This window comes from Streptomyces sp. AK08-02, assembly GCF_033795085.1.
Classification (GTDB): domain Bacteria; phylum Actinomycetota; class Actinomycetes; order Streptomycetales; family Streptomycetaceae; genus Streptomyces; species Streptomyces echiniscabiei.
Genome location: NZ_JARAZV010000024.1, coordinates 18,901 through 37,396 on the forward strand (window position 1 = coordinate 18,901; position 18,496 = coordinate 37,396).

An 18,496-nucleotide genomic window follows, 5' to 3' on the forward strand; every position below is an offset into this window, starting at 1 on the left:
GCCGGTGCGGCTCCGTGCCGCACCGGCCGAAGGCCCCTGCCATGGGCTGTCCCCGACGGGACGGTCACCGTCGTGCGGGGTCGTCCCGTCAGGTCCCTCAGATCCGTCAGTCCCGGCGGATCAGTTCCGGGTTGATACGGCGGCCCACCAGCGGCAACGAGCCCATTGTGGCCGTCGCCACCACGCCTGTGGTGGCGAGTATCAGGAGGGGGATGCCCGCCAGGTCCCAGCGGATGGTGCCGCCGCCGGTGATCAGGTAGCTGGACTCGGCGAGTTTGCCCGTCACCAGGGCCAGGATCAGGCCGAGGCTCAGGGGCAGCACGACCTGGGCGCACTGTACGACCCTCATGGTTCTCGCCCGTGCGCCGATCAGGGTGACGGCGGTGACCTGCGCGCGGCGCTCGACGGCCCGGTCGGTGACGGACACCAGGAAGGCGGCGACCCCGATGACCAGGCCCATGATCATGCCCAGGGCCATGAGGGTCTCGACCACGGAGATCTGCTCAAGGCCCTGGACGTTCAGCCCGACGAGCTCGATCTCGGCGATCGGGACCACGGCCGCGATGCCGTCGAGGACACCGCGGACCTGACCGGGGTCCGAACTGCCGGCGAGGAGAAGCTCCGCATCGCGTGGGCTCGCCCCGGCGGGCAGCGCGGACGGCGGGACCAGCAGGACGGCGTTGCCGACCGCGGAGCCCGAGTACCCGCTGTAGACGATCCGCTCCGTGGGCAGGGTGACGTTCACTTTCTTGTTCCCGCCGCCGCCGAGGCGGAGACGGAAGCTGAACGACGTACCGGGTTTCAGGTCGGATCCCAGGCTTGAGTTGGGGTCGGCCAGTCGCATCACCTGGCCGTCCACGCAGCCCTCGGAGCGCCGGGTCATACGGTCCAACTGGGCGCAGGTGGCCACCAGGGCCGTCGCCGAGGAGGCGAGGTCGGCCTGGGGCCGGTTCGCGTTGAGGTCGACCCAGGAGTTCATCAGGACGGCGTGTGCGCGCACACCCGACACATCCGCGAGGTCCCGCTGCTGCTGGGCGCTGAGTCCCGACAGCGGAAGGGAGTAGTCCTGTACGGGACCGGACGGGCGGGTGACCTGCTCCAACTGGATGAGGACGCCCTGGGCGAGCGAGGCGGCGTAGACGAGGAGGACGAGGCCGGTGACAACCCGCATCGTGCTACCCGGCTCGGCCTCGTTGCGCCGCATCGCCAGGTTGAGGGTCAGTGACTGGGTGGAGCTCGCCAACCGGCTGGCCAGGACGTACGAGAGCAGGGGCAGCGTCAGCACGAGTCCGACGCCGGTGAGTACGACTCCGGCGACCACGAGCAGCGCGTTCGGGCCGTCACTGGAGGCGGGGTGGCCCATCAGACCCGTGACACAGAAGCCGGACACGATGCCCAGGCCGGCGACCAGCAGCAGGCCGCCCCACTTGGAGGGCGGTCGCGGAACCGCCGTACGCCGTACCGCCAGTGGGTTGGCGGCTGCGTCTCGCGCGCTCTTGCGGCCGACGAACCAGGCGAGGGCCGGGCAGCCGAGCAGACAGACGGCGATGGTGGACGCGGACAGGGCGCCGTCGCCCGGGTACCACCTCAGGCCGGGCAGACCCGCCCTTGCCATCACCTGGTTGAGCAGCCAGTACTCGCCGAGTCCCAGCACCGCGCCGAGCAGCGCCGCGACGACGGTCTCGGCGGCGTTCACGCGCTGGGTGCCCTTGATGCTCAGGCCCAGCAACCGCAGTGCCGCCAGGCGGCGCATACGGCTCGCGGCGGAGAGACGGGCGCAGACCGACAGGAAGATTCCCAGTGGCAGCAGGACCAGTGTGGCCAGGGCGAACCGTACGTCGGTGAGGGTGGAGGGGTCGACGGCCGGGAAAGGGGCGTAGCTGTAGCCGAACCCCTTCAGGGTCCGACCCTCGTCGGCGATCCGGGCACGGTCGGTTCCGACGTAGGCGTAGAGCTCGTCGGGATGAGTGAGCCCGGCCGGGCGGATCACACCCGCCTCACGGCCCGGCAGGAGGGCCTTGACAGCGGGTGCCTCACGCAGCAGCTCGTGCACCCGCGGCGAGACGAACACCTCACCGGGGGAGGGCAGTTCACTGAGCCCGGGTGGAACGGCCCGCGTTCCCTGCGATCCCCGGGCGACGAACACCCGGGTGAACGACCTGGAGCCGTAGGCGTCGTTGCGCTGCAGGACCAGGGTGCCGTCCGCGGGGCCCCGGGCGGAGGTGACGGGCTGCCGGGCGGCGTCGCGGCCGTCGTGCGCGTCGAGGATCGCCGGGACGGTGAGGACGAGTGCCAGGCAGCAGACCCCGATGGAGCCGCCGATGGCCATCAGGAAGAAACGGATGCGGTTGCCGCGACCCGCGCCGAACAACAGGCGCAGGCCGAAGAGGAACTCCCTCACGCGGCACCCCGTGTACCCAGGACTCCGTCGGTCATCGTGTAGTGGGTGTCGGCCTGTGCGGCGATGGCGTGGTCGTGTGTCACCAGCAGAACGGCGGTCCCCTGTGACCTGGCCAGGTCGAGGAACTCCTTCAGTACGGCGGAGGCGTTGGCGCTGTCCAGCGATCCCGTCGGCTCGTCCGCGAAGACGATCGCGGGCCGGTGCACCAGGGAACGCGCGACCGCGACGCGCTGACTCTGCCCGCCGGAGACCTGACCGGGGCGGCGCCCCCGCAGTTCGCCGAGGCCGAGTCGTTCGAGCACCTCACCGGCTGCCGCGAGGGCGGGACCCTTGCGCTGTCCGGCCAGCCGCAGGGGGAGGGCGGTGTTCTCCTCGACGGTGAGTTCCGGCAGCAACTCGCCGTACTGGAAGACGAATCCGAAACGTTCGCGGCGGAGCGTGCTGATCTCGTCGTCGGAGAGATCGCCGAGCGTCCGCCCTTCGAAACGCACCTGACCACGCGTGGCGGGAAGGACGCCGGCGAGACAGTAGAGGAGCGAGGACTTTCCGGAACCACTCTGCCCGGTGATCGCCACGACCTCACCGGGGGACACGGAGAGGTGGACGTCGCTGACGGCCAACTGATTGCCGTAGGAGAGGTCAACTCCCTTGGCAACAAGGATTTCTGACATGCTGTTGGCTTCCCCCAAAGAAGCGTGCGGGCCCAGGAGGACATCCTGGGCCCGCGGTCTTGCCGGAGTGAGCGACTACTTCTGGTAGTGCTTGGTCGCCGAGCAGTTGTCAGGGTTCAGCGAACCCTTGTCACGGCAGACGCGTATGTACGCGTCGTCGGTGTACTGGGCGGCACCGTCCCAGTTCAGCTGGTCGAAGGAGACCGAGCTCTTCTGCTTGCCGTTGTAGCGGCTCCAGTCGTAGCCCTCGACCCGCACCTGCATGTAGACGTTGTGCCCGTCACCGTTGTCGGTGTCGTTGAGGTTGCCCTCCCATTCGAAGGCACCGTGGTTCTGCCCCGAGGGCCAGAACGTGTACGAGCCCCCCGTGAAGGATGCGCCCCCCGTGGTGAGTGTCGGAATGGTGTGCCACGAGACCGCCATCGCGGACCCGGCGCTCAGGGCGAAGATTCCGCCGACGAGCGCGCCAACAGCCAACTTGCGCATGTTTTCTACCGTTTTTTGTTCACCCTGGGTTGGTCGTTGTGCTCCCAGGGCCGCCGATGAACGTAACAGGGGCTGCAGAGCGTGGACTTGGAATTAAGTTGCTGGTGGTTCGGTTTGGGTCGTTTTCGCTGACGATCTTTACTCGTGCATGACATTTCGGGGGCGGAGAACCACATGTACCCCCGGTTCGGAGAGGAACCCGACTCCCTCACGACCGGCTCCACTTCTGCCCCGCCCGCCCGTCGCAGGCCCACAGGACCAGTGGGGTGCCGTTGGCGGTGCCGGCCCGGTCGGTGTCGAGGCACAGCCCCGCGCGGACGTTGCGGACCGACCCGTCGGAGCCGACGGTCCACTTCTGGTTGTCCTGGCCGTTGCAGGACCAGGTGATGACCCGGGTGCCGTTGGCGGTGCCCTGGTTGTAGGCGTCCAGGCACTTGTCGCCGAACACGCGGATCTCGCCGCCGGTCCATGTGGTCCACAGCTGGTTGGCGGCGGTGTGGCAGTCCCAGAGCAGTGCTGTGGCACCGGCGGCGGTGGAGGCGTTGTCCACGTCCAGACAGCGGCCGGATCCGGTGCCGCGCAGCCGCGAGGTGGTGGCGGCCAGCGGGCTGCCGCCGGTCACCTTGAACACGGCCACGCCGTGCGCCGGCACGCTCGCGGAGATCTGTCCTGACGTGCTCGACGTGGAGCCGGTCCACAGGTCCGTGAGGGTGAACGACCCGCCCGACAGGCCGACTTGTGCCGCTGTCGTGGTGACCGTCGCGGTGCTGCCTCCCCGGTTGAACAGGCCCACCGCGACCGAGCCGTCGGCCAGCGGCTTGGCGAACACCTCGGTGTTGCCGTCGTCGCGCACCCTGCGCCCGCCGGCCCCCAGCGAATCCTGGTTCACCGCCAGCAGACGCGGGTTGCGCAGGATGGCGCTCACGTCGGCGGACATGGTGCGGATGTCGTTGCCTGCCATGAGCGGGGCACCCATCAGCGACCACAGGGCGAAGTGGGAGCGGGACTCGGTCAGTGACAGGCCGGGACGGCCCACGACCAGCATGTCCGGGTCGTTCCAGTGTCCGGGACCGGACTGCGCCGCCAGCGGCGCGGTGACGTCGAGGACGTTGCCGACGCCCATCGGATAGCTGTTGGTGTTGCCGTTCTGCCAGATGTCGAGCAGGTCCTCGGTCGTCCGCCACAGGTCGGCGACCTCACCCCAGTCGTAGGTGGAGCCGGTGATGGCGTGGAAGCTGTTGGGGTTGATGCTGTAGACGATCGGCCGCCCGGTGGCGCGCAGGGCGTCACGCATCAGCGTGAAGCGCGCGACCTGCTCATCGCGGGTGCCGCTGGAGGAACACCAGTCGTACTTCAGGTAGTCGACGCCCCACGAGGCGAACGTGGCGGCGTCCTGGGCCTCGTGTCCCCTGCTGCCCGTCGACCCGGGATAGCCGCCGCTGGTCTGCGCGCAGGTGCGTTCGCCCGGCACCTGGTAGATGCCGAACTTGAGTCCCTTGCTGTGGATGTAGTCCCCGAGCGCCTTCATCCCACTCGGGAACTTGGTCGGGTTGGACCGCAGGTTGCCTGCCGCGTCGCGGTTCGGGTCGAACCAGCAGTCGTCGACCACCAGATACCGGTAGCCGGCGTCGCGCATGCCCGAGGCCACCATCGCGTCGGCGGCCTGGCGAACCTGCGCCTCCGTGATTCCGCACCCGAAGCTGTTCCAGCTGTTCCAGCCGAGTGGTGGCGTGAGCGCCGGGCTGCCGGGCGCCGCCGAGGCGGTGGAGTGGACGGAGGCCGTCACCGACGCGGTGACCGTCAGCACGATGGTCGCGAGGAGGCGGAGCAGTCGTCCGCCTGACCGTCTGGGCACCAGGGGCTCCTTCACGGAAGGGCGCCATGAGCGGTGACACGAAGATCAATGTCACGCGCATGACACTGGACAGCGGGAGAGATGGCGTTCGAAATTTCGTGAGCCATTCGGAAACCAGGGCCCCACGGATACTAGGGAGGCCCTCGAACATGTCAACACCCATCACCGCACTGCCTCAACGATCCGGCCATACAAGCTCGCCGAAAGTGGCGCATCCTCACCATACGGACAGCTGGCCTGCGATGACATGGGATCAAATATCTTCGAATGTTTCGAAGTCCATGACGATTCATGCGAGAAGTATTGACGGGATCCACCGGCCCCCTATCATCCAAATTGCTCGGCAAGCCGATCCGCGTTCGATATCTCGTATACAGGGCAGCCGCTCCGAGCGAACCAGCAGGGCACCTCCGGACAACGCCGACCACCAACGGCTGGGCCACAGAAGGAGAACGCCACCCATGCAAATGTCATGGACCCATCACGCCCTGTCCCGTCGCCGCGCACTGACGGCCGCCACCGGCCTGACCGTCGGCTCCCTGTTCCCTCCGTCGGCGGTCCCCGGCACCGCCTCCGCCGCCTTCGCCCAGGGGCCGGCCCCCGCTGCCGCCGCGACCTACGCGAACCCGGTGATCTGGCAGGACTTCGCGGACATCGACGTCATCCGCGTCGGTGACACCTTCTACGCCTCGGCCTCGACCATGCACTACTCGCCGGGCGCGCCCGTCCTGAGGTCGTACGACCTGGTCAACTGGGAGATCGCCGGTCACTCGGTGCCCGTGCTCGACTTCGGCGCCAAGTACGACCTGAACGGTGCCCGCGGCTACGTACGGGGCATCTGGGCGTCGTCACTGGCCTACCGGCCGAGCAACAGGACGTTCTACTGGCTCGGCCAGATCGACTTCGCCAGGACGTACGTCTACACGGCCCCCGCCGCGGAGGGTCCGTGGAACAGGCTGACGACGATCGGCACGCCCTACTACGACGCGGGGCTGCTCGTCGACACCGACGACACCCTCTACGTGGCGTACGGGAACAGCACGATCAGCGTGGCCCAGCTCTCGCCCGACGGCCGCAGCCAGGTCCGCACCCAGCAGGTGTTCACCACTCCGTCGAGCGTGGGCACCCTGGAGGGCTCCCGCTTCTACAAGATCAACGGGCAGTACTACATCTTCCTGACCCGCCCCGCGAACGGCCAGTACATCCTGAAGTCGTCGAGCGGCCCCTTCGGCCCGTACACGATGCGGCAGGTCCTGCTCGACCTGCGCGGGCCGATCCCCGGCGGTGGCGTCCCGCACCAGGGCGGGCTGGTGCAGACGCAGAACGGCGCCTGGTACTACCTGGCCTTCGTCGACGCGTACCCCGGCGGCCGGATGCCCGCCCTCGCGCCGGTCACCTGGACCGCGGACGGCTGGCCGGTCGTGCAGCTCGTCAACGGCGCGTGGGGCACCACGTATCCCAGCCCGGCCGTGCCCCCTCCGCCCCGCCAGGTCACCCCCATGACCGGCGTCGACACCTTCGACGGCACAGCCCTCAAGCCCAGATGGGAGTGGAACCACAACCCGGACAACACCAGATGGTCGGTGAACAACGGCCTGACCCTGCGGACCGCGACGGTCACAGGCGACCTCTACTGGGCCCGCAACACCCTCACCCACCGGATCCAGGGCCCCACCTCCACCGCCACCGTCCAGCTCGACTTCTCGGCGATGCGCGACGGCGACCGCGCCGGACTCGCACTGCTGCGTGACTCCTCCGCCTGGATCGGCGTCCGGCGCGACGGCGGCGCGACCCGAGTCGTGATGGTCAACGGGCTGACCATGGACGGCAGTTGGAACACCACCAACGTCGGCACCGAGGCCGCAGGCGCGCCCGTCTCGGGCAGCCGCGTCTGGCTGCGCGCGAGCGCGGACATCCGTCCCGGCACCGGACGCCCCGGAGCCTTCTCGTACAGCACCGACGGCACCACCTTCACCCGCCTCGGCCCCACCTTCTCGCTGGGCAACGACTGGCGGTTCTTCATGGGCTACCGATTCGCCCTCTTCAACCACGCCACCCAGGCACTCGGCGGCGCGGTCCGCTGCACACGGTTCGAGCTGACCACGCCCTGAGCGGTTCCACCGATCGCACCACCCAACCCCCCACCCCGACAGGAGAAACATGAACCCGCTGAAACGGCTCGGCCACCGCCGAGCCTCGGTCCTGGGCCTGCTGGCCGCGACCGTCATGGCGACACCCGGGAGCGCGATCGGCGCGGCGGGCACGACCGCCGCACCCGCCGTACCCGACACCGTCCGGGCCTCCACCCTGGGCGCCCAGGCGGCCCAGTCCGGACGGTACTTCGGAACGGCCGTGGCCGCGGGCCGGCTCGGCGACCGTACGTACACCGGGATCCTGGACCGTGAGTTCAACATGGTCACGCCCGAGAACGAGATGAAGTGGGACGCCACCGAGCCGTCCCGCGGCTCGTTCAACTTCGGCCCCGGCGACCAGATCGTCAACCGCGCGCTGTCCCACGGCCAGCGCATGCGTGGCCACACCCTGGTGTGGCACTCCCAACTGCCCGGCTGGGTCAGCTCCATCAGGGACGCGAACACCCTGCGATCCGTGATGAACAACCACATCAGGACCGTGGCGAACCACTACAAGGGAAAGATCTACACCTGGGACGTGGTGAACGAGGCGTTCGCCGACGGCGGCAGCGGCCAGCTCCGCAGCTCGGTCTTCCGGGACGTGCTGGGCAACGGCTTCCTGGAAGAGGCGTTCCGCACGGCCCGGGCGGCCGACCCAGGGGCCAAGCTCTGCTACAACGACTACAGCATCGACGACTGGAACGCCGCCAAGACCCAGGGCGTCTACCGCATGGTGCGCGACTTCAAGGCACGCGGCGTACCCATCGACTGCGTCGGCCTCCAGGCCCACCTGGGCGCCGGCGGTCCTCCCGGCAGCTTCCAGACGACGATCTCGAGCTTCGCCGCACTCGGCGTGGACGTCCAGATCACCGAACTGGACATCGCGCAGGCGTCGACGAACGCGTACGCGAACACGGTCAGGGCCTGTATGAACGTGGCGCGCTGCACCGGCATCACGGTCTGGGGCATCCGCGACAGCGACTCCTGGCGCAGCAACGAGAACCCGCTGCTGTTCGACCGTAACGGCAACAAGAAGCCGGCTTACAACGCGGCGCTGACGACGATGGGCGGCACCCCCGCCACGACCCGCGGCGCCGCCGACGCCACCGCCCTGCCCAACAGGTACTCGTGGAGCTCCAGCGGCGCCATGATCGGGCCGAAGTCCGACGCGACGCACAACATCGCGGGCATCAAGGACCCGACGGTCGTCCAGTACAACGGCAAGTACCACGTGTTCGCCAGTACCGCGAGCCGCTCCGGCTACAACCTGGTCTACCTGAACTTCAGCGACTGGTCCCAGGCCGGCTCGGCCACCCACCACTACCTGGACCGCACCGCCATCGGGACCGGTTACCGGGCCGCGCCGCAGGTCTTCTACAACGCGCCGCAACGCCTGTGGTACCTCGTCTACCAGACCGGCAACGCCTCGTACTCCACCAACCCCGACATCAGCAACCCCAACGGGTGGAGCGCCCCGCGCAACTTCTACTCGTCGATGCCGGACATCATCCGGCAGAACATCGGCAACGGCTACTGGGTCGACATGTGGGTGATCTGCGACAGCGCCAACTGCTACCTGTTCTCCTCCGACGACAACGGACACCTGTACCGCTCGCAGACGACCGTCGGCCAGTTCCCGAACGGGTTCACCAACACCGTCATCGCACTGCAGGACTCCAAGAACGCGTTGTTCGAAGCGAGCAACGTCTACAAGGTGCAGGGCAGCAACCAGTACCTGCTCCTCGTCGAGGCCATCGGTTCCGACGGGCGGCGCTACTTCCGTTCCTGGACCGCCGCGAATCTCGGCGGCTCCTGGACACAGCTCGCCGCGTCCGAGGGCAATCCCTTCGCCCGGGCGAACAACGTCAGCTTCCCCGCGGGCGCCTGGACCCGGGACATCAGCCACGGCGAGATGATCCGCGCGGGCTACGACCAGACTCTCACCATCCCCTCCTGCCGGCTCCAGTACCTCTACCAGGGCCTGGACCCCAACGCGGGCGGCGACTACAACCTCCTTCCGTGGCGGCTCGGCCTCCTGACCCAGACCAACTCGACCTGCTGACCGACCGAGCCGTGGGGAGCGCTTCCGTGGGGAGCGCTCCCCACTTCGGCATGCCAGGGCGGCGGCCCCTGGGTGACCACGGCAACGCTGAAGCCACGGGCGCACGGGACGTCACGCCGCTGGGTTTCGCCGATTTTCCCCCTCCCCGGCTCTCACGCCGGGCAACACGTAGGGCCCGTCCGCTGTACGGACGGGCCCTACGTGTATCGAGCGCCGGGCAGGCCTTGCACCTGCATTTCCCCGCAGGAAGCGGGGCGTCTTTCCTTGGACCACCAACGCACCACCAGCTACCGCGAGTTGCGATGACCAGCTCAAGATCAAGTCTAGCGCATGCGGCCGGCTCAACACCGCTGACGCCCAATGACCCGAGCGGGCGCGCTCCACAACGCACTGCGCAGGGCTGGTTCGGCGCCCGAACGGCGGACCCCGGCGCGTGGTTGATGCCGTCGTCCTGTGCCGACTCAGGTCTCTCGTCGCCCCGGACGGTGTCCCAGGCACCCCATATAGCTGCACGTCAGAGGGGCTGGGACCGTTCCACCCTGCTCGATCGGCCGCCGACTGTTGCGCCCAGCCACTGTGACCGCTGATGCTCTTGGTGCCGCACCGACCAGGCCCGGACCGACCAGCCGGCCTCGCCGGGGCATTCAAGTCCACGCACTCATCCACGGGGGAACATCCATGTCCATGCGCATCCGAACGAGCGCTCTCACCGCACTCGCCGTCGCCGCCCTCGCGGCGGGCTCGGTCCTGACGGCACCGGCCGCAGGCGCCGCGCCGAAGGCCGCCACGCCCACGTTCCTGTCGGCGTCCCAGCTGCCGCCGCATCCGACATCGTCCTGGACCGCCGGGCCGGTCACCGAGGGGTTTCCGGAGGCACTCGGCTCCTGCGTGAGCACGGAAGGTGTGCTCGACTACGACTACCGGCACCGGGAGTTCCGGACCGACCTGGACACCGGCGCCGTGCAGTTGACCGTCGTGACGGGCTCACCCGCTCTGGCCAAGGCCCTGGCGAAGCACTACGACGACCTGATCCGCACCTGCGCCGACCGCATCGAGAAGTCCTCGCCCGACATCAAGGCCGAGGGCCGGGACTACGGCACGCTGCCGGTCGAGGAGGGCGCCCGCGTCCGCGGCCTGCACACCGAAACGTCCTGGGGCGCCACCGACATCACCCTGCTGTCCGTCGGACGGGACGACAAGACCGTCACCGTCGTTCGGTGGGGACAGATGGGCGACTTCGACGACGCGCCCGTGGCCGCCTTCAAGAAGACCACGACCACGGCCGTCAACAAGCTGTACTGACCGGCCGGCCACCGGAAAGGTACGGGGCTGTCCTCCCGCCGCGCGGGTCGAAAGGACAGCCCCGTACCAGTCATGCCACAGGCGGGACCGTCGCACTTCGGCCCAGTTCCTTGCCCCCGCCCGGGAGCCTGCCGCCTGCAGTCGGTCACGGCCGAGGGCCTCACCAACAGCGCCTGGTCCTACCTTCCGGACTACGGCGGCTGGATCAGCAACATCTTCTTCCAGGGCCCGGCCTGGCTCGACGGTGTCCCGGCCTGCGGGACCACGCGACCGGGGAACCCACCGAACATGGATTGACGGCTCTCCCGCGCTGAGCTTCCTCGGGCCGGCGGGGAGCCGCGGCGCCGGGTGCCGTCGTGGACGGTGGCCGGCGCCGGGTCCGTACGGCAGGGGAAGGCCGGGAAGCTACCTGACGTCGACGAAGTCGGCGGCCGACGTCGAGGCGGCGGTGCTGAGGTTCGTCGCGAAGGTGAAGCGGTAGTAGCCGTCGGCCGTGGCCTTGACGACGGTCTTGAGGGTGCCGCCGGTGGCGCTGGTGAGCGTCTTGAGGGTGGTGTAGGTGTTGCTGCCCTTCTTGCGGTACTGCAGCAGCACCTTCTGGCCCGGGAAGCTGGCGTAGGTGCCGTCGTTCCAGTTGGCGCGCTTCAGCTTGCCCGCGACGGTGATGTTCTTGTTCTTCGTCACCGGTTCCGGGGTGGCGTCAAGGGTCAGCTGGGACACCTTCTTGATCCTGGTGGTGGCGACGTTGTCGTTGTAACTGGCGTTCGCGTAGAGGTCGTAGCCGCCCAGGAAGAGTTTCCAGACCCCGGCGACGCCGTTCTGCTTCAGGTCCGAGGCGGCGTTGACGTGGAAGACGGCGGTGCATCTGTAGGTACCGGTCTGGGTGGTCGACTCCGTGCACTCGGGGTCGTCGTCCGTGCCCAGGGAACCGGTGATGGTGTCCGTGTCGGAGCTGTCGGTGCCCTGCCACAGGAAGGCCTGTGTGAGCGCGACGCCGCTGTCACTGGTGGCGGTGTACGTGACGGTGACCGACGTCTTGGTGGTGACGCCGAGGACGATGTCCTTGCCGCCGTTGATGACCGCGTTCGAGAATTTCATGCTGCCCAGCGAGTCCTTCGGATGAACGGACCGCTGGGCGAAGGAACTTGGCTTCGCCGACGTGGCCGTCCGCTCCGACGCCTGGGCGGCGGTTGCCGGAAGCGCGAGCGCGGACAGAACGACGGCACCGGAGAGAACGGTGGCCGCGACGTGATGACGCATACGAATCCCCCATGGGAACGCGGGAGGCCTGTCCAAGTCTGCTCCTGGCCAGGCCCGTTGATGTGCATATCGTACGAACCTGACGCGACGTTCATGAAGATCCCACGGGCAATAAGTGGGTAACGGGATTTAGGGGACGCGGGGGACGCGGGGGGTGCTTGGGGCGCGGAGGACCTCCGTCGGCGCCTGTTGCCGGTGCTCCGTGGGGGATGTCCCGTAGGCGGCTCTGAAGGCTCGGGTGAAGTCGGAGGGGCGCGGGTAGCCCCAGCGGGCGGCGATCGTGTGGACCGGCGTGTGGCGCAGTGCGGGGTTCGCCAGGTCGCGGTGGGCGTTCTCCAGGCGTTGGCGGCGGATCCAGGCGGCGACCGGTTCCCCGCGCGTCCGCTGCTGGAAGACGCGGTGCAGATAGCTGACCGAGATGTTGTGGGCGGCGGCTATCACCGGCGGGGTCAGGCCGGGGTCGTGCAGGTTCTGCCGGATGAACGCCTGGACGCGTTCCATCAGCGCCTGTTGACGGGTCTCCGGTGGCAACGCGGCCTCCGCGTCCAGGAGTTGTGCGAGCCAGGCCGATGTGAGGTCCAGTACGACCTTGCCCAGGCGGGGCGCGTCGGAGGGCTGGAGGGTGTCGGCCTGGAGGTCCAGTCCCGTGAGGAAGTCGGCCAGCAGAGCGCCGATTCCCTCCTGGCCCGAAAGGCGCCGGTTCAGCAACTCCCGTACGCGGTGCGGCGGGAGGGGCAGCAGTGCCTTGGGGATGTCCAGGCCCACTCCTCGGACGACCCGGCGTTCCCGGTCGTCCGCCGGCCGGAAGTCGTAGGGGCGGGAGCTGTCGGCCAGGTGCAGGTCACGTGGGTCGAACATGGTGGTCCGGTCGGCGTGGTCGAGGCCCATGCCGCCGTCGAGCATCAACGTCAGGTGGTACAGCTCGCGGTCGTCCTGGCGCACCATTCTCGTGCTGCGGCGGAATCGCGTCGGCAGGAACGACGTGTGCATCACGGTCGCCGGGCCCAGCTCCAACAGGCTTGTCTCGCCCCAGAAATCGGCTGAGTGGATGCTGATGAAATCGTTGGAGCGGGTCCGGGCGATCAGCTCCCGCCAGTGGTCGAACCTGTCCGCCGCGGGCACGTCCTCGCTGCGGAACACCGTCCCGATCATTCCCGTCCCCACCGATCCCGGCCCCGTTGGCCATTTCAGTGGCCATTTTCAGCCCTTGACCGCCGAACTGGCGACGCCTTGGACGAACCAGCGCTGGAAGAAGGCGAAGACGATCAGTACCGGCAGGACCAGGAGGACGCCGAAGGCGAGCGTCTGGCCCCAGTCCGGGGGGAGTTGGGCCTGGAAGACGCTCATCTCCAGGGGAAGGGGGCGCACCGAGGGGTCGGACACCATCAGGACCGGCCAGAGGAAGGAGCCCCACTGGGTGAGGAACGTCAGGATCGCGACCGAGGCGAAGGCCGGCTTGCTCATGGGGACGATGATCGCGAAGAACGTGCGCCATGGGCCCGCCCCGTCGATGCGGGCGGCCTCCTCGATGCTCGGTGGGATCGTGCGGAAGAAGGTGTGGAACTGGTAGACCGAGAAGGCGTTGGCGACGAACGGGAGCGCCAGGATGTAGAGGGTTGGAACTGCTGCCGTTGGAGTTCGCTCAAGTGCGTTCTGGTGAGCGGGAGTGAGTGTTGCTGGGCCGTGTTGTGTCGTGCGTCTCGGCCGTGGGGTCGTTCCTGGCGGGAACTGGTGTTCTCCTGTCGAATGCGTGACCTTCATGGGTGATGCTCGTTTCTCATGGCGACAGGTTTTCGGGTGGGGCCGGGGATGGGGTGACAGGGGTGGGTGAGCTGCGGACTGTCGCGGCGCCGTTCGTCGTGTCCGGCCCGTCCGGTGTGGCCATCCGGACCCGTCTCAAGCACCTGACCACGGATGATGAGAAGGTGCTGCGTCTGGTGGGGGCGCATCTGGGGTCGCTGGCCTCGAAGGATCTCAAGGCGCGTTGCCGGGACGGTCTGTCGCATTCTGGTGAGGCGTGGGCGGTGCGTAAGCGGGAGCTGACACCGTTGTCGTCGTCGCGCTGGGCGGGCAGCATCACCAAGGCCACGCATGATCAGTGGGCGCTGGCCCGGCGTGGCCAGCTCGCGCACCTCCACCACCTCGAAGCGGGCATCCGCACCGTCGAGGACCGCCTGTCCCAGCCGCTCGGGCAGAAGGGGACGAAGAAGGCGCCCGGCGGGTACCGGTCCCGGCGGGAGTGGCATGCCAAGTCGCGGCGCCTGCGGGTGCTTGAGGACCGGCTGACGGTCGCGCGGGCGGATCGTGAGGCCGCTCTCGTGCACGTGGTGCGGGGCGGCAAGCGGCTGGCGCGTACCCGGCATCATCTGGAGGCGGCCAGGCTGACGGAGTCGGTGTGGCGGGGGCGGTGGGAGGCGGAACGCTGGTTCTGCCAGGCGGACGGGGAGTCCGGCAAGCGCCACGGCAACGAGACCATCCGGATCAGCCCGGACGGTGAGGTGAGCATCAAACTCCCCGCCCCGCTGGCGTATCTGGCGAACGCCCCGCACGGACGGTACGTCCTGGCCTGCACGGTGCGGTTCGCGCACCGGGGCGGTGAGTGGGCGGACCGCGTCGCGGCCAATCGGGCGGTCGCCTACCGCATCCACTACGACACCGCCCGGGACCGCTGGTATGTGACCGCGTCCTGGCAGATCCCACCCACCCCCACCCTCCCCATCGAGGCCGCGCTCGCCCACGGGGTGATCGGCGTCGACATGAACGCCGACCACCTCGCCGCCTGGCACCTCGACACCCACGGCAACCCCACCGGCAGCCCACGCCACTTCCCCTACGACCTCACCGGCACCGCCGAACACCGCGACGCCCAGGTCCGCCACGCCCTCACCCGCCTCCTGCACTGGGCCAGAACCTGTGGCGTGAAGGCGATCGCGGTGGAGGACCTCGACTTCACCACCGAGAAGACCCGGGAGAAACACGGCCGCAGGAAACGCTTCAGGCAGCTGATCTCCGGCATGCCCACCGGCAAACTCCGCGCCCGACTGTCCTCGATGGCCGACCAGACGGGCATCGCGGTCATCGCCGTCGACCCCGCCTACACCAGCCACTGGGGAGCCCAGCACTGGCAGAAACCTCTGACCAGTACGACCCGTACGACGACTCGCCATGATGCTGCCGCCGTGGCGATCGGAAGGCGCGCCCAGCAACACCCGATCCGGCGACGGACGGCACCGCCCCCACCACACCGGAGTGATGTGATGGGGCATCGGACCGTCCAGGCCGATCGGCGTGTTCCTGGGCGTGAGGAACCCCGCCCCCGCATTCCCGGACCACGGACACGATCCGTGCCGCCCGGACACGGAGCGAACGCGGGCAACCAGAACGCCCAACACCGTCCGGGGCGTTCGGCCGAGCACGAGACCTGGCAACAGGACTCACTCCCGCTCAGTCCCTAGGAACGGTGTTGCGCTGGTCGTTGAACATGTAGAAGAGCGGGACCGCCACCGACTCGAACGGGACCAGCATCAGCAGGAGGACGAGGGTGAAGACGGCGTCCCGGCCTCGCCACTTCAGCCGTGAAAGCCCGTACGCCGCCATCGAGTTGACGAACAGGCCGCCCGTCACCGGTGTCTCCGGCCTCACCCCGGACGGCTGGCCGCTCCAGTCGGTCGGGCTGGCGTACTCCGACCGCACGGACGGCACGGGCTGGCGGCGCCACGGCACCGGGCCGGTCGTCGAGGCGGATCCGCGCTGGTACCGCACCGGTGAACACATGGGCTGGCGCGACCCGTTCGTCGTACGCGACGACGACAGCACGTATGAGACGGGCGACGCGGACGGTCCGGGCGGCTGGGTCATGGTCGTCTGTGCCAGTGACGCCTCCCTCCCCGTCGAGGTCGGCGGCTGTGTCGCCCTGGCCATCTCCGACGACCTGGAGCATTGGACCGTCCACCCGCCGCTCATCTCACCCGGCGACGTCCACGAGTTGGAGTGCCCCGTTGTGCTCTACGGCGCGGTCGTGCTGTCCTGGGCCGCGGTGATGCTGTCCTTCGGCGCGGGGCTCGCGCCGCTGTCCGTCGCGGGCGACTCCGCCTGCGTGGACGCGCCCGTGGAGGCCGCCGGGGTCGGTACGGGCGTCTGGTCGGGCGGGGCGAGGGACGCCCCGGTGTTGCTGTGGGGCCCCTCGGTGGGCTCGCTGGAGGGCACCTCGGAGGGCGTGGCGGAGGCCGGAGAGGGGGACATCGGCCGGGACGGTGCCGGTGAGGGAGCCGGTGACGCCGGGATTGTCGAGACGGGCGGGGCCATGGGGACCGTGGGGGAGCGGGGGGACTCGGAGCCCGTCGTCAGGTTGAGGGGGAGGACGACGAGGGCGGCGATGGCGCAGGCCGCGCCCACTCCGGCGGCGGCGCGGGTCCGGCGGCGGCGGGTCGCGGTACGGCGGATCTCCTCGTAGCGGCCCGGGGGAGCGCCCAGGTAGGCGGGGGCGGACGCCGACGCGGGCCCGAGGAGGATCAGGAGCGGGTCGTCGGGGTCGTGGTCCGCGCCGGTGGGGTCGAATTCCGGGTCTTCGGCGTCGTCAAAGCGTGTGGTCAAGACTTTTCCTCAGGTGGGCACGGAGTTGTTCACGGGCCGCGTGGAGGTCGGCCTTGATGGTTCCTTCCTTGCGTCCGGTCAGCGCGGACACTTCCCGGATGGGCATGTCAGCGTAGTAGTGGAGGAGGATCGGCACCCGCAGTCGTTCCGGCAACGACTGGACGAGGAGCCGTACGGACGGGTCCGACGGCTCCGCGTGGATGCGCAGTGCCGCCTCCGTGGTCGCGTGCCGCATGGCCTTTCGCTCGCGCTCCATTTTGCGCCAGTGGTCCCGCACGATGTTCGCCGCCGTCACATAGAGGAAGCCGCGCGGCTCCTCCACGGTCGTCCAGCGGGCCCACAGACGCGTGAACGCCTCCGAGGCGATCTCGTGGGCCGTCTCGTCGTCGTCGACGAGACGGCGGCACCAGCCGGCCAGGCGCGGGTAGAGGGCGGCGAACAGCTCGGAAGCTGCCGCCGCTTTCTCGCGGGACCGTTTCAACGCTCTCCATGGGCCAGTTGCCACCGTCGTGGCACTCGTGGGGGAGGACGGCGGGCCGACGGCGTACGTTCCGGCGGCCCGCCGTTCTTTGTGTTCCAGGGGTTCCAGGTGTTCCAGTGTGCTCACGGTTTCGTGGACGACGTCAGCGCGGCGAAGACGATCACGTTGTCGAGGTAGCCGTCCTCGTCCCGGGGGCCACCGCACGTGATGAGCCGCAGCTCGGGCCGGTTCACGTTCCCGTAGACGTCGTTCGTCGGGAAGTTCGCCTTGGCCACCGTCCGTACGGAGGTGACCGTGAACTCCGTCTCCGTGCCGTTCTCCAGACGCGCCACGATCTTCTCGCCCCGGCGCAGCCGCGAGAGGCCGTGGAAGACGCCGTCCCCGTACGCGCCGACCGTGACATGGCCGAGGATCACCGACGGACCGGTCTGGCCGGGTGTCGGTGAGTGCTCGTACCAGCCGGCCTGGTCGTGGTCGCTGATCGGAGGGACCTGCACCGTGCCGTCGGACGCCAGCCCCAGCCGCATGACCGGGGTGTCGACCCCGATGGCGGGGACACTGAGCCGGACAGGAGCCGAACGGCCCACTGCCCGGCCGGACTTGGCGGACTGCGCGGCGGTGTGCTTGTCGGCGGTCGACTGCGACGAGACGGCGTCCGGACTCGCGGTCCCCGTCGTCCGTACGCCCCCGGCGCCGGACGAACAGCCCACGAGCAGCGAGGCCGCGGCGGCCGTGGCCCCCAAACCGAACGCGCGCCTGGAGAGCACGGTCACGCGCCGGTCGCCCGCCGACGGCGTACGACGATCACCGCGGCGCCGGCCACGGCGAACGCGGCGGCAGCGCCTCCGCCGATCAGTGCCCCCGGCGTTCCGGAGTCCGAAGACGTCTGCGTCACACCGGTGTTGGGCGCGCCGTTCGGAACCTCGGCGACCTGGGACGGGGCGGTGCTGGCGCCAGTGTCGGGGGCCTCACTGGGCACCGGGCTGGCCGCGTCGGTCGGGGCCAGGGTCGGCGCGGTGCTCGGAGCGGGGGAGGCCTCGGTCGGCGCGGTGGAGGGGGTCGCGGTCGGGCTGGTCCCGTCGGCGAACGCGGGTGCGGTGCCCGCCAGTACGGCGGTGGCCGCGAGTGCCACGGCGCTGAGGACGGTACGGCGCACGGTACGGCGCATGGAATCGCTCTCTTTCGTCGGTCCGCCCGGAAAGTGGCCCGGCCCGGTGGTCGGGCCGGCCGGGCGGCTGGGTGACGGAACACGC

15 protein-coding genes and 1 pseudogene are annotated in these 18,496 nt (G+C 69.2%); 5 read left to right on the plus strand and 11 right to left on the minus strand.

The window, feature by feature from the left end; all coding sequences use genetic code 11:
- Positions 1-106: 106 nt before the first annotated feature.
- The 4 genes from PV734_RS39185 to PV734_RS39200 form a co-directional block, all read right to left on the minus strand.
- Complete coding sequence (locus PV734_RS39185) at positions 107-2,401, minus strand: ABC transporter permease (RefSeq protein WP_319294180.1); 2,295 nt, start codon at positions 2,399-2,401, stop codon at positions 107-109.
- On the minus strand, positions 2,398-3,072 hold the full coding sequence (locus tag PV734_RS39190; RefSeq protein WP_319095361.1) for an ABC transporter ATP-binding protein: 675 nt from the start codon (positions 3,070-3,072) through the stop codon (positions 2,398-2,400). The genes PV734_RS39185 and PV734_RS39190 overlap by 4 nt, the downstream gene beginning before the upstream one ends.
- A gap of 75 nt (positions 3,073-3,147) precedes the next feature.
- The gene (locus tag PV734_RS39195) at positions 3,148-3,558 is read right to left on the minus strand and encodes a hypothetical protein (RefSeq protein WP_319095360.1); all 411 of its coding nucleotides are present in this window, start codon (positions 3,556-3,558) and stop codon (positions 3,148-3,150) included.
- A 208-nt stretch (positions 3,559-3,766) separates the two neighbouring features.
- Positions 3,767-5,413, minus strand: a complete 1,647-nt coding sequence (locus PV734_RS39200) for a glycoside hydrolase family 27 protein (RefSeq protein WP_319294182.1) — start codon at positions 5,411-5,413, stop codon at positions 3,767-3,769.
- A gap of 461 nt (positions 5,414-5,874) precedes the next feature.
- Here PV734_RS39200 and PV734_RS39205 point away from each other — a divergent pair, with 461 nt between their 5' ends.
- From PV734_RS39205 to PV734_RS39215, 3 genes are all read left to right on the plus strand, one after another.
- The gene (locus PV734_RS39205) at positions 5,875-7,524 is read left to right on the plus strand and encodes a glycoside hydrolase 43 family protein (RefSeq protein ID WP_319294184.1); all 1,650 of its coding nucleotides are present in this window, start codon (positions 5,875-5,877) and stop codon (positions 7,522-7,524) included.
- A gap of 49 nt (positions 7,525-7,573) precedes the next feature.
- Complete coding sequence (locus PV734_RS39210) at positions 7,574-9,607, plus strand: non-reducing end alpha-L-arabinofuranosidase family hydrolase (RefSeq protein ID WP_319095357.1); 2,034 nt, start codon at positions 7,574-7,576, stop codon at positions 9,605-9,607.
- 678 nt (positions 9,608-10,285) lie between these two features.
- The gene (locus tag PV734_RS39215; RefSeq protein ID WP_319294186.1) at positions 10,286-10,909 is read left to right on the plus strand and encodes a hypothetical protein; all 624 of its coding nucleotides are present in this window, start codon (positions 10,286-10,288) and stop codon (positions 10,907-10,909) included.
- A 405-nt stretch (positions 10,910-11,314) separates the two neighbouring features.
- On the opposite strand, the gene PV734_RS39220 is transcribed toward PV734_RS39215, so the two are convergent.
- The 3 genes from PV734_RS39220 to PV734_RS39230 form a co-directional block, all read right to left on the minus strand.
- Positions 11,315-12,169 (minus strand): hypothetical protein, encoded by an 855-nt coding sequence (locus PV734_RS39220; protein WP_319095355.1) that lies wholly within the window; start codon positions 12,167-12,169, stop codon positions 11,315-11,317.
- A gap of 129 nt (positions 12,170-12,298) precedes the next feature.
- Positions 12,299-13,321 (minus strand): helix-turn-helix domain-containing protein, encoded by a 1,023-nt coding sequence (locus tag PV734_RS39225; protein WP_319294188.1) that lies wholly within the window; start codon positions 13,319-13,321, stop codon positions 12,299-12,301.
- A gap of 48 nt (positions 13,322-13,369) precedes the next feature.
- Positions 13,370-13,930 carry a carbohydrate ABC transporter permease gene (locus PV734_RS39230; RefSeq protein WP_319294190.1) on the minus strand — a complete coding sequence of 187 codons (561 nt, stop codon included), beginning with the start codon at positions 13,928-13,930 and terminating at the stop codon, positions 13,370-13,372.
- 62 nt (positions 13,931-13,992) lie between these two features.
- On the opposite strand from PV734_RS39230, the pseudogene PV734_RS39235 reads away from it, so the two are divergent.
- Positions 13,993-15,624 (plus strand): annotated as a pseudogene (locus PV734_RS39235) (IS200/IS605 family accessory protein TnpB-related protein).
- On the opposite strand, the gene PV734_RS39240 reads toward PV734_RS39235, so the two are convergent.
- Positions 15,614-15,793 carry a hypothetical protein gene (locus tag PV734_RS39240; protein ID WP_319095352.1) on the minus strand — a complete coding sequence of 60 codons (180 nt, stop codon included), beginning with the start codon at positions 15,791-15,793 and terminating at the stop codon, positions 15,614-15,616. The pseudogene PV734_RS39235 and the gene PV734_RS39240 sit on opposite strands and share 11 nt — an antisense overlap.
- Between PV734_RS39240 and PV734_RS39245 the strand changes: the two genes are divergently transcribed.
- On the plus strand, positions 15,771-16,622 hold the full coding sequence (locus PV734_RS39245; RefSeq protein ID WP_319095351.1) for a hypothetical protein: 852 nt from the start codon (positions 15,771-15,773) through the stop codon (positions 16,620-16,622). The genes PV734_RS39240 and PV734_RS39245 overlap by 23 nt on opposite strands.
- A 123-nt stretch (positions 16,623-16,745) precedes the next feature.
- On the opposite strand, the gene PV734_RS39250 is transcribed toward PV734_RS39245, so the two are convergent.
- The 3 genes from PV734_RS39250 to PV734_RS39260 form a co-directional block, all read right to left on the minus strand.
- The gene (locus PV734_RS39250; protein WP_319294192.1) at positions 16,746-17,243 is read right to left on the minus strand and encodes an RNA polymerase sigma factor; all 498 of its coding nucleotides are present in this window, start codon (positions 17,241-17,243) and stop codon (positions 16,746-16,748) included.
- 122 nt (positions 17,244-17,365) lie between these two features.
- Positions 17,366-18,016, minus strand: a complete 651-nt coding sequence (locus PV734_RS39255; protein ID WP_319294194.1) for a class F sortase — start codon at positions 18,014-18,016, stop codon at positions 17,366-17,368.
- The gene (locus tag PV734_RS39260) at positions 18,013-18,399 is read right to left on the minus strand and encodes a sortase-dependent protein (RefSeq protein WP_319095500.1); all 387 of its coding nucleotides are present in this window, start codon (positions 18,397-18,399) and stop codon (positions 18,013-18,015) included. The genes PV734_RS39255 and PV734_RS39260 overlap by 4 nt, the downstream gene beginning before the upstream one ends.
- Between the last annotated feature and the right edge of the window lie 97 nt (positions 18,400-18,496).

Coding starts and splice junctions, on each gene's coding strand:
- PV734_RS39215 (WP_319294186.1), top strand. CDS start 10,286: ATGTCCATGCGCATCCGAACGAGCGCTCTCACCGCACTCGCCGTCGCC.
- PV734_RS39220 (WP_319095355.1), bottom strand. CDS start 12,169: ATGCGTCATCACGTCGCGGCCACCGTTCTCTCCGGTGCCGTCGTTCTG.
- PV734_RS39210 (WP_319095357.1), top strand. CDS start 7,574: ATGAACCCGCTGAAACGGCTCGGCCACCGCCGAGCCTCGGTCCTGGGC.
- PV734_RS39225 (WP_319294188.1), bottom strand. CDS start 13,321: ATGATCGGGACGGTGTTCCGCAGCGAGGACGTGCCCGCGGCGGACAGG.
- PV734_RS39230 (WP_319294190.1), bottom strand. CDS start 13,930: ATGAAGGTCACGCATTCGACAGGAGAACACCAGTTCCCGCCAGGAACG.
- PV734_RS39195 (WP_319095360.1), bottom strand. CDS start 3,558: ATGCGCAAGTTGGCTGTTGGCGCGCTCGTCGGCGGAATCTTCGCCCTG.
- PV734_RS39205 (WP_319294184.1), top strand. CDS start 5,875: ATGCAAATGTCATGGACCCATCACGCCCTGTCCCGTCGCCGCGCACTG.
- PV734_RS39190 (WP_319095361.1), bottom strand. CDS start 3,072: ATGTCAGAAATCCTTGTTGCCAAGGGAGTTGACCTCTCCTACGGCAAT.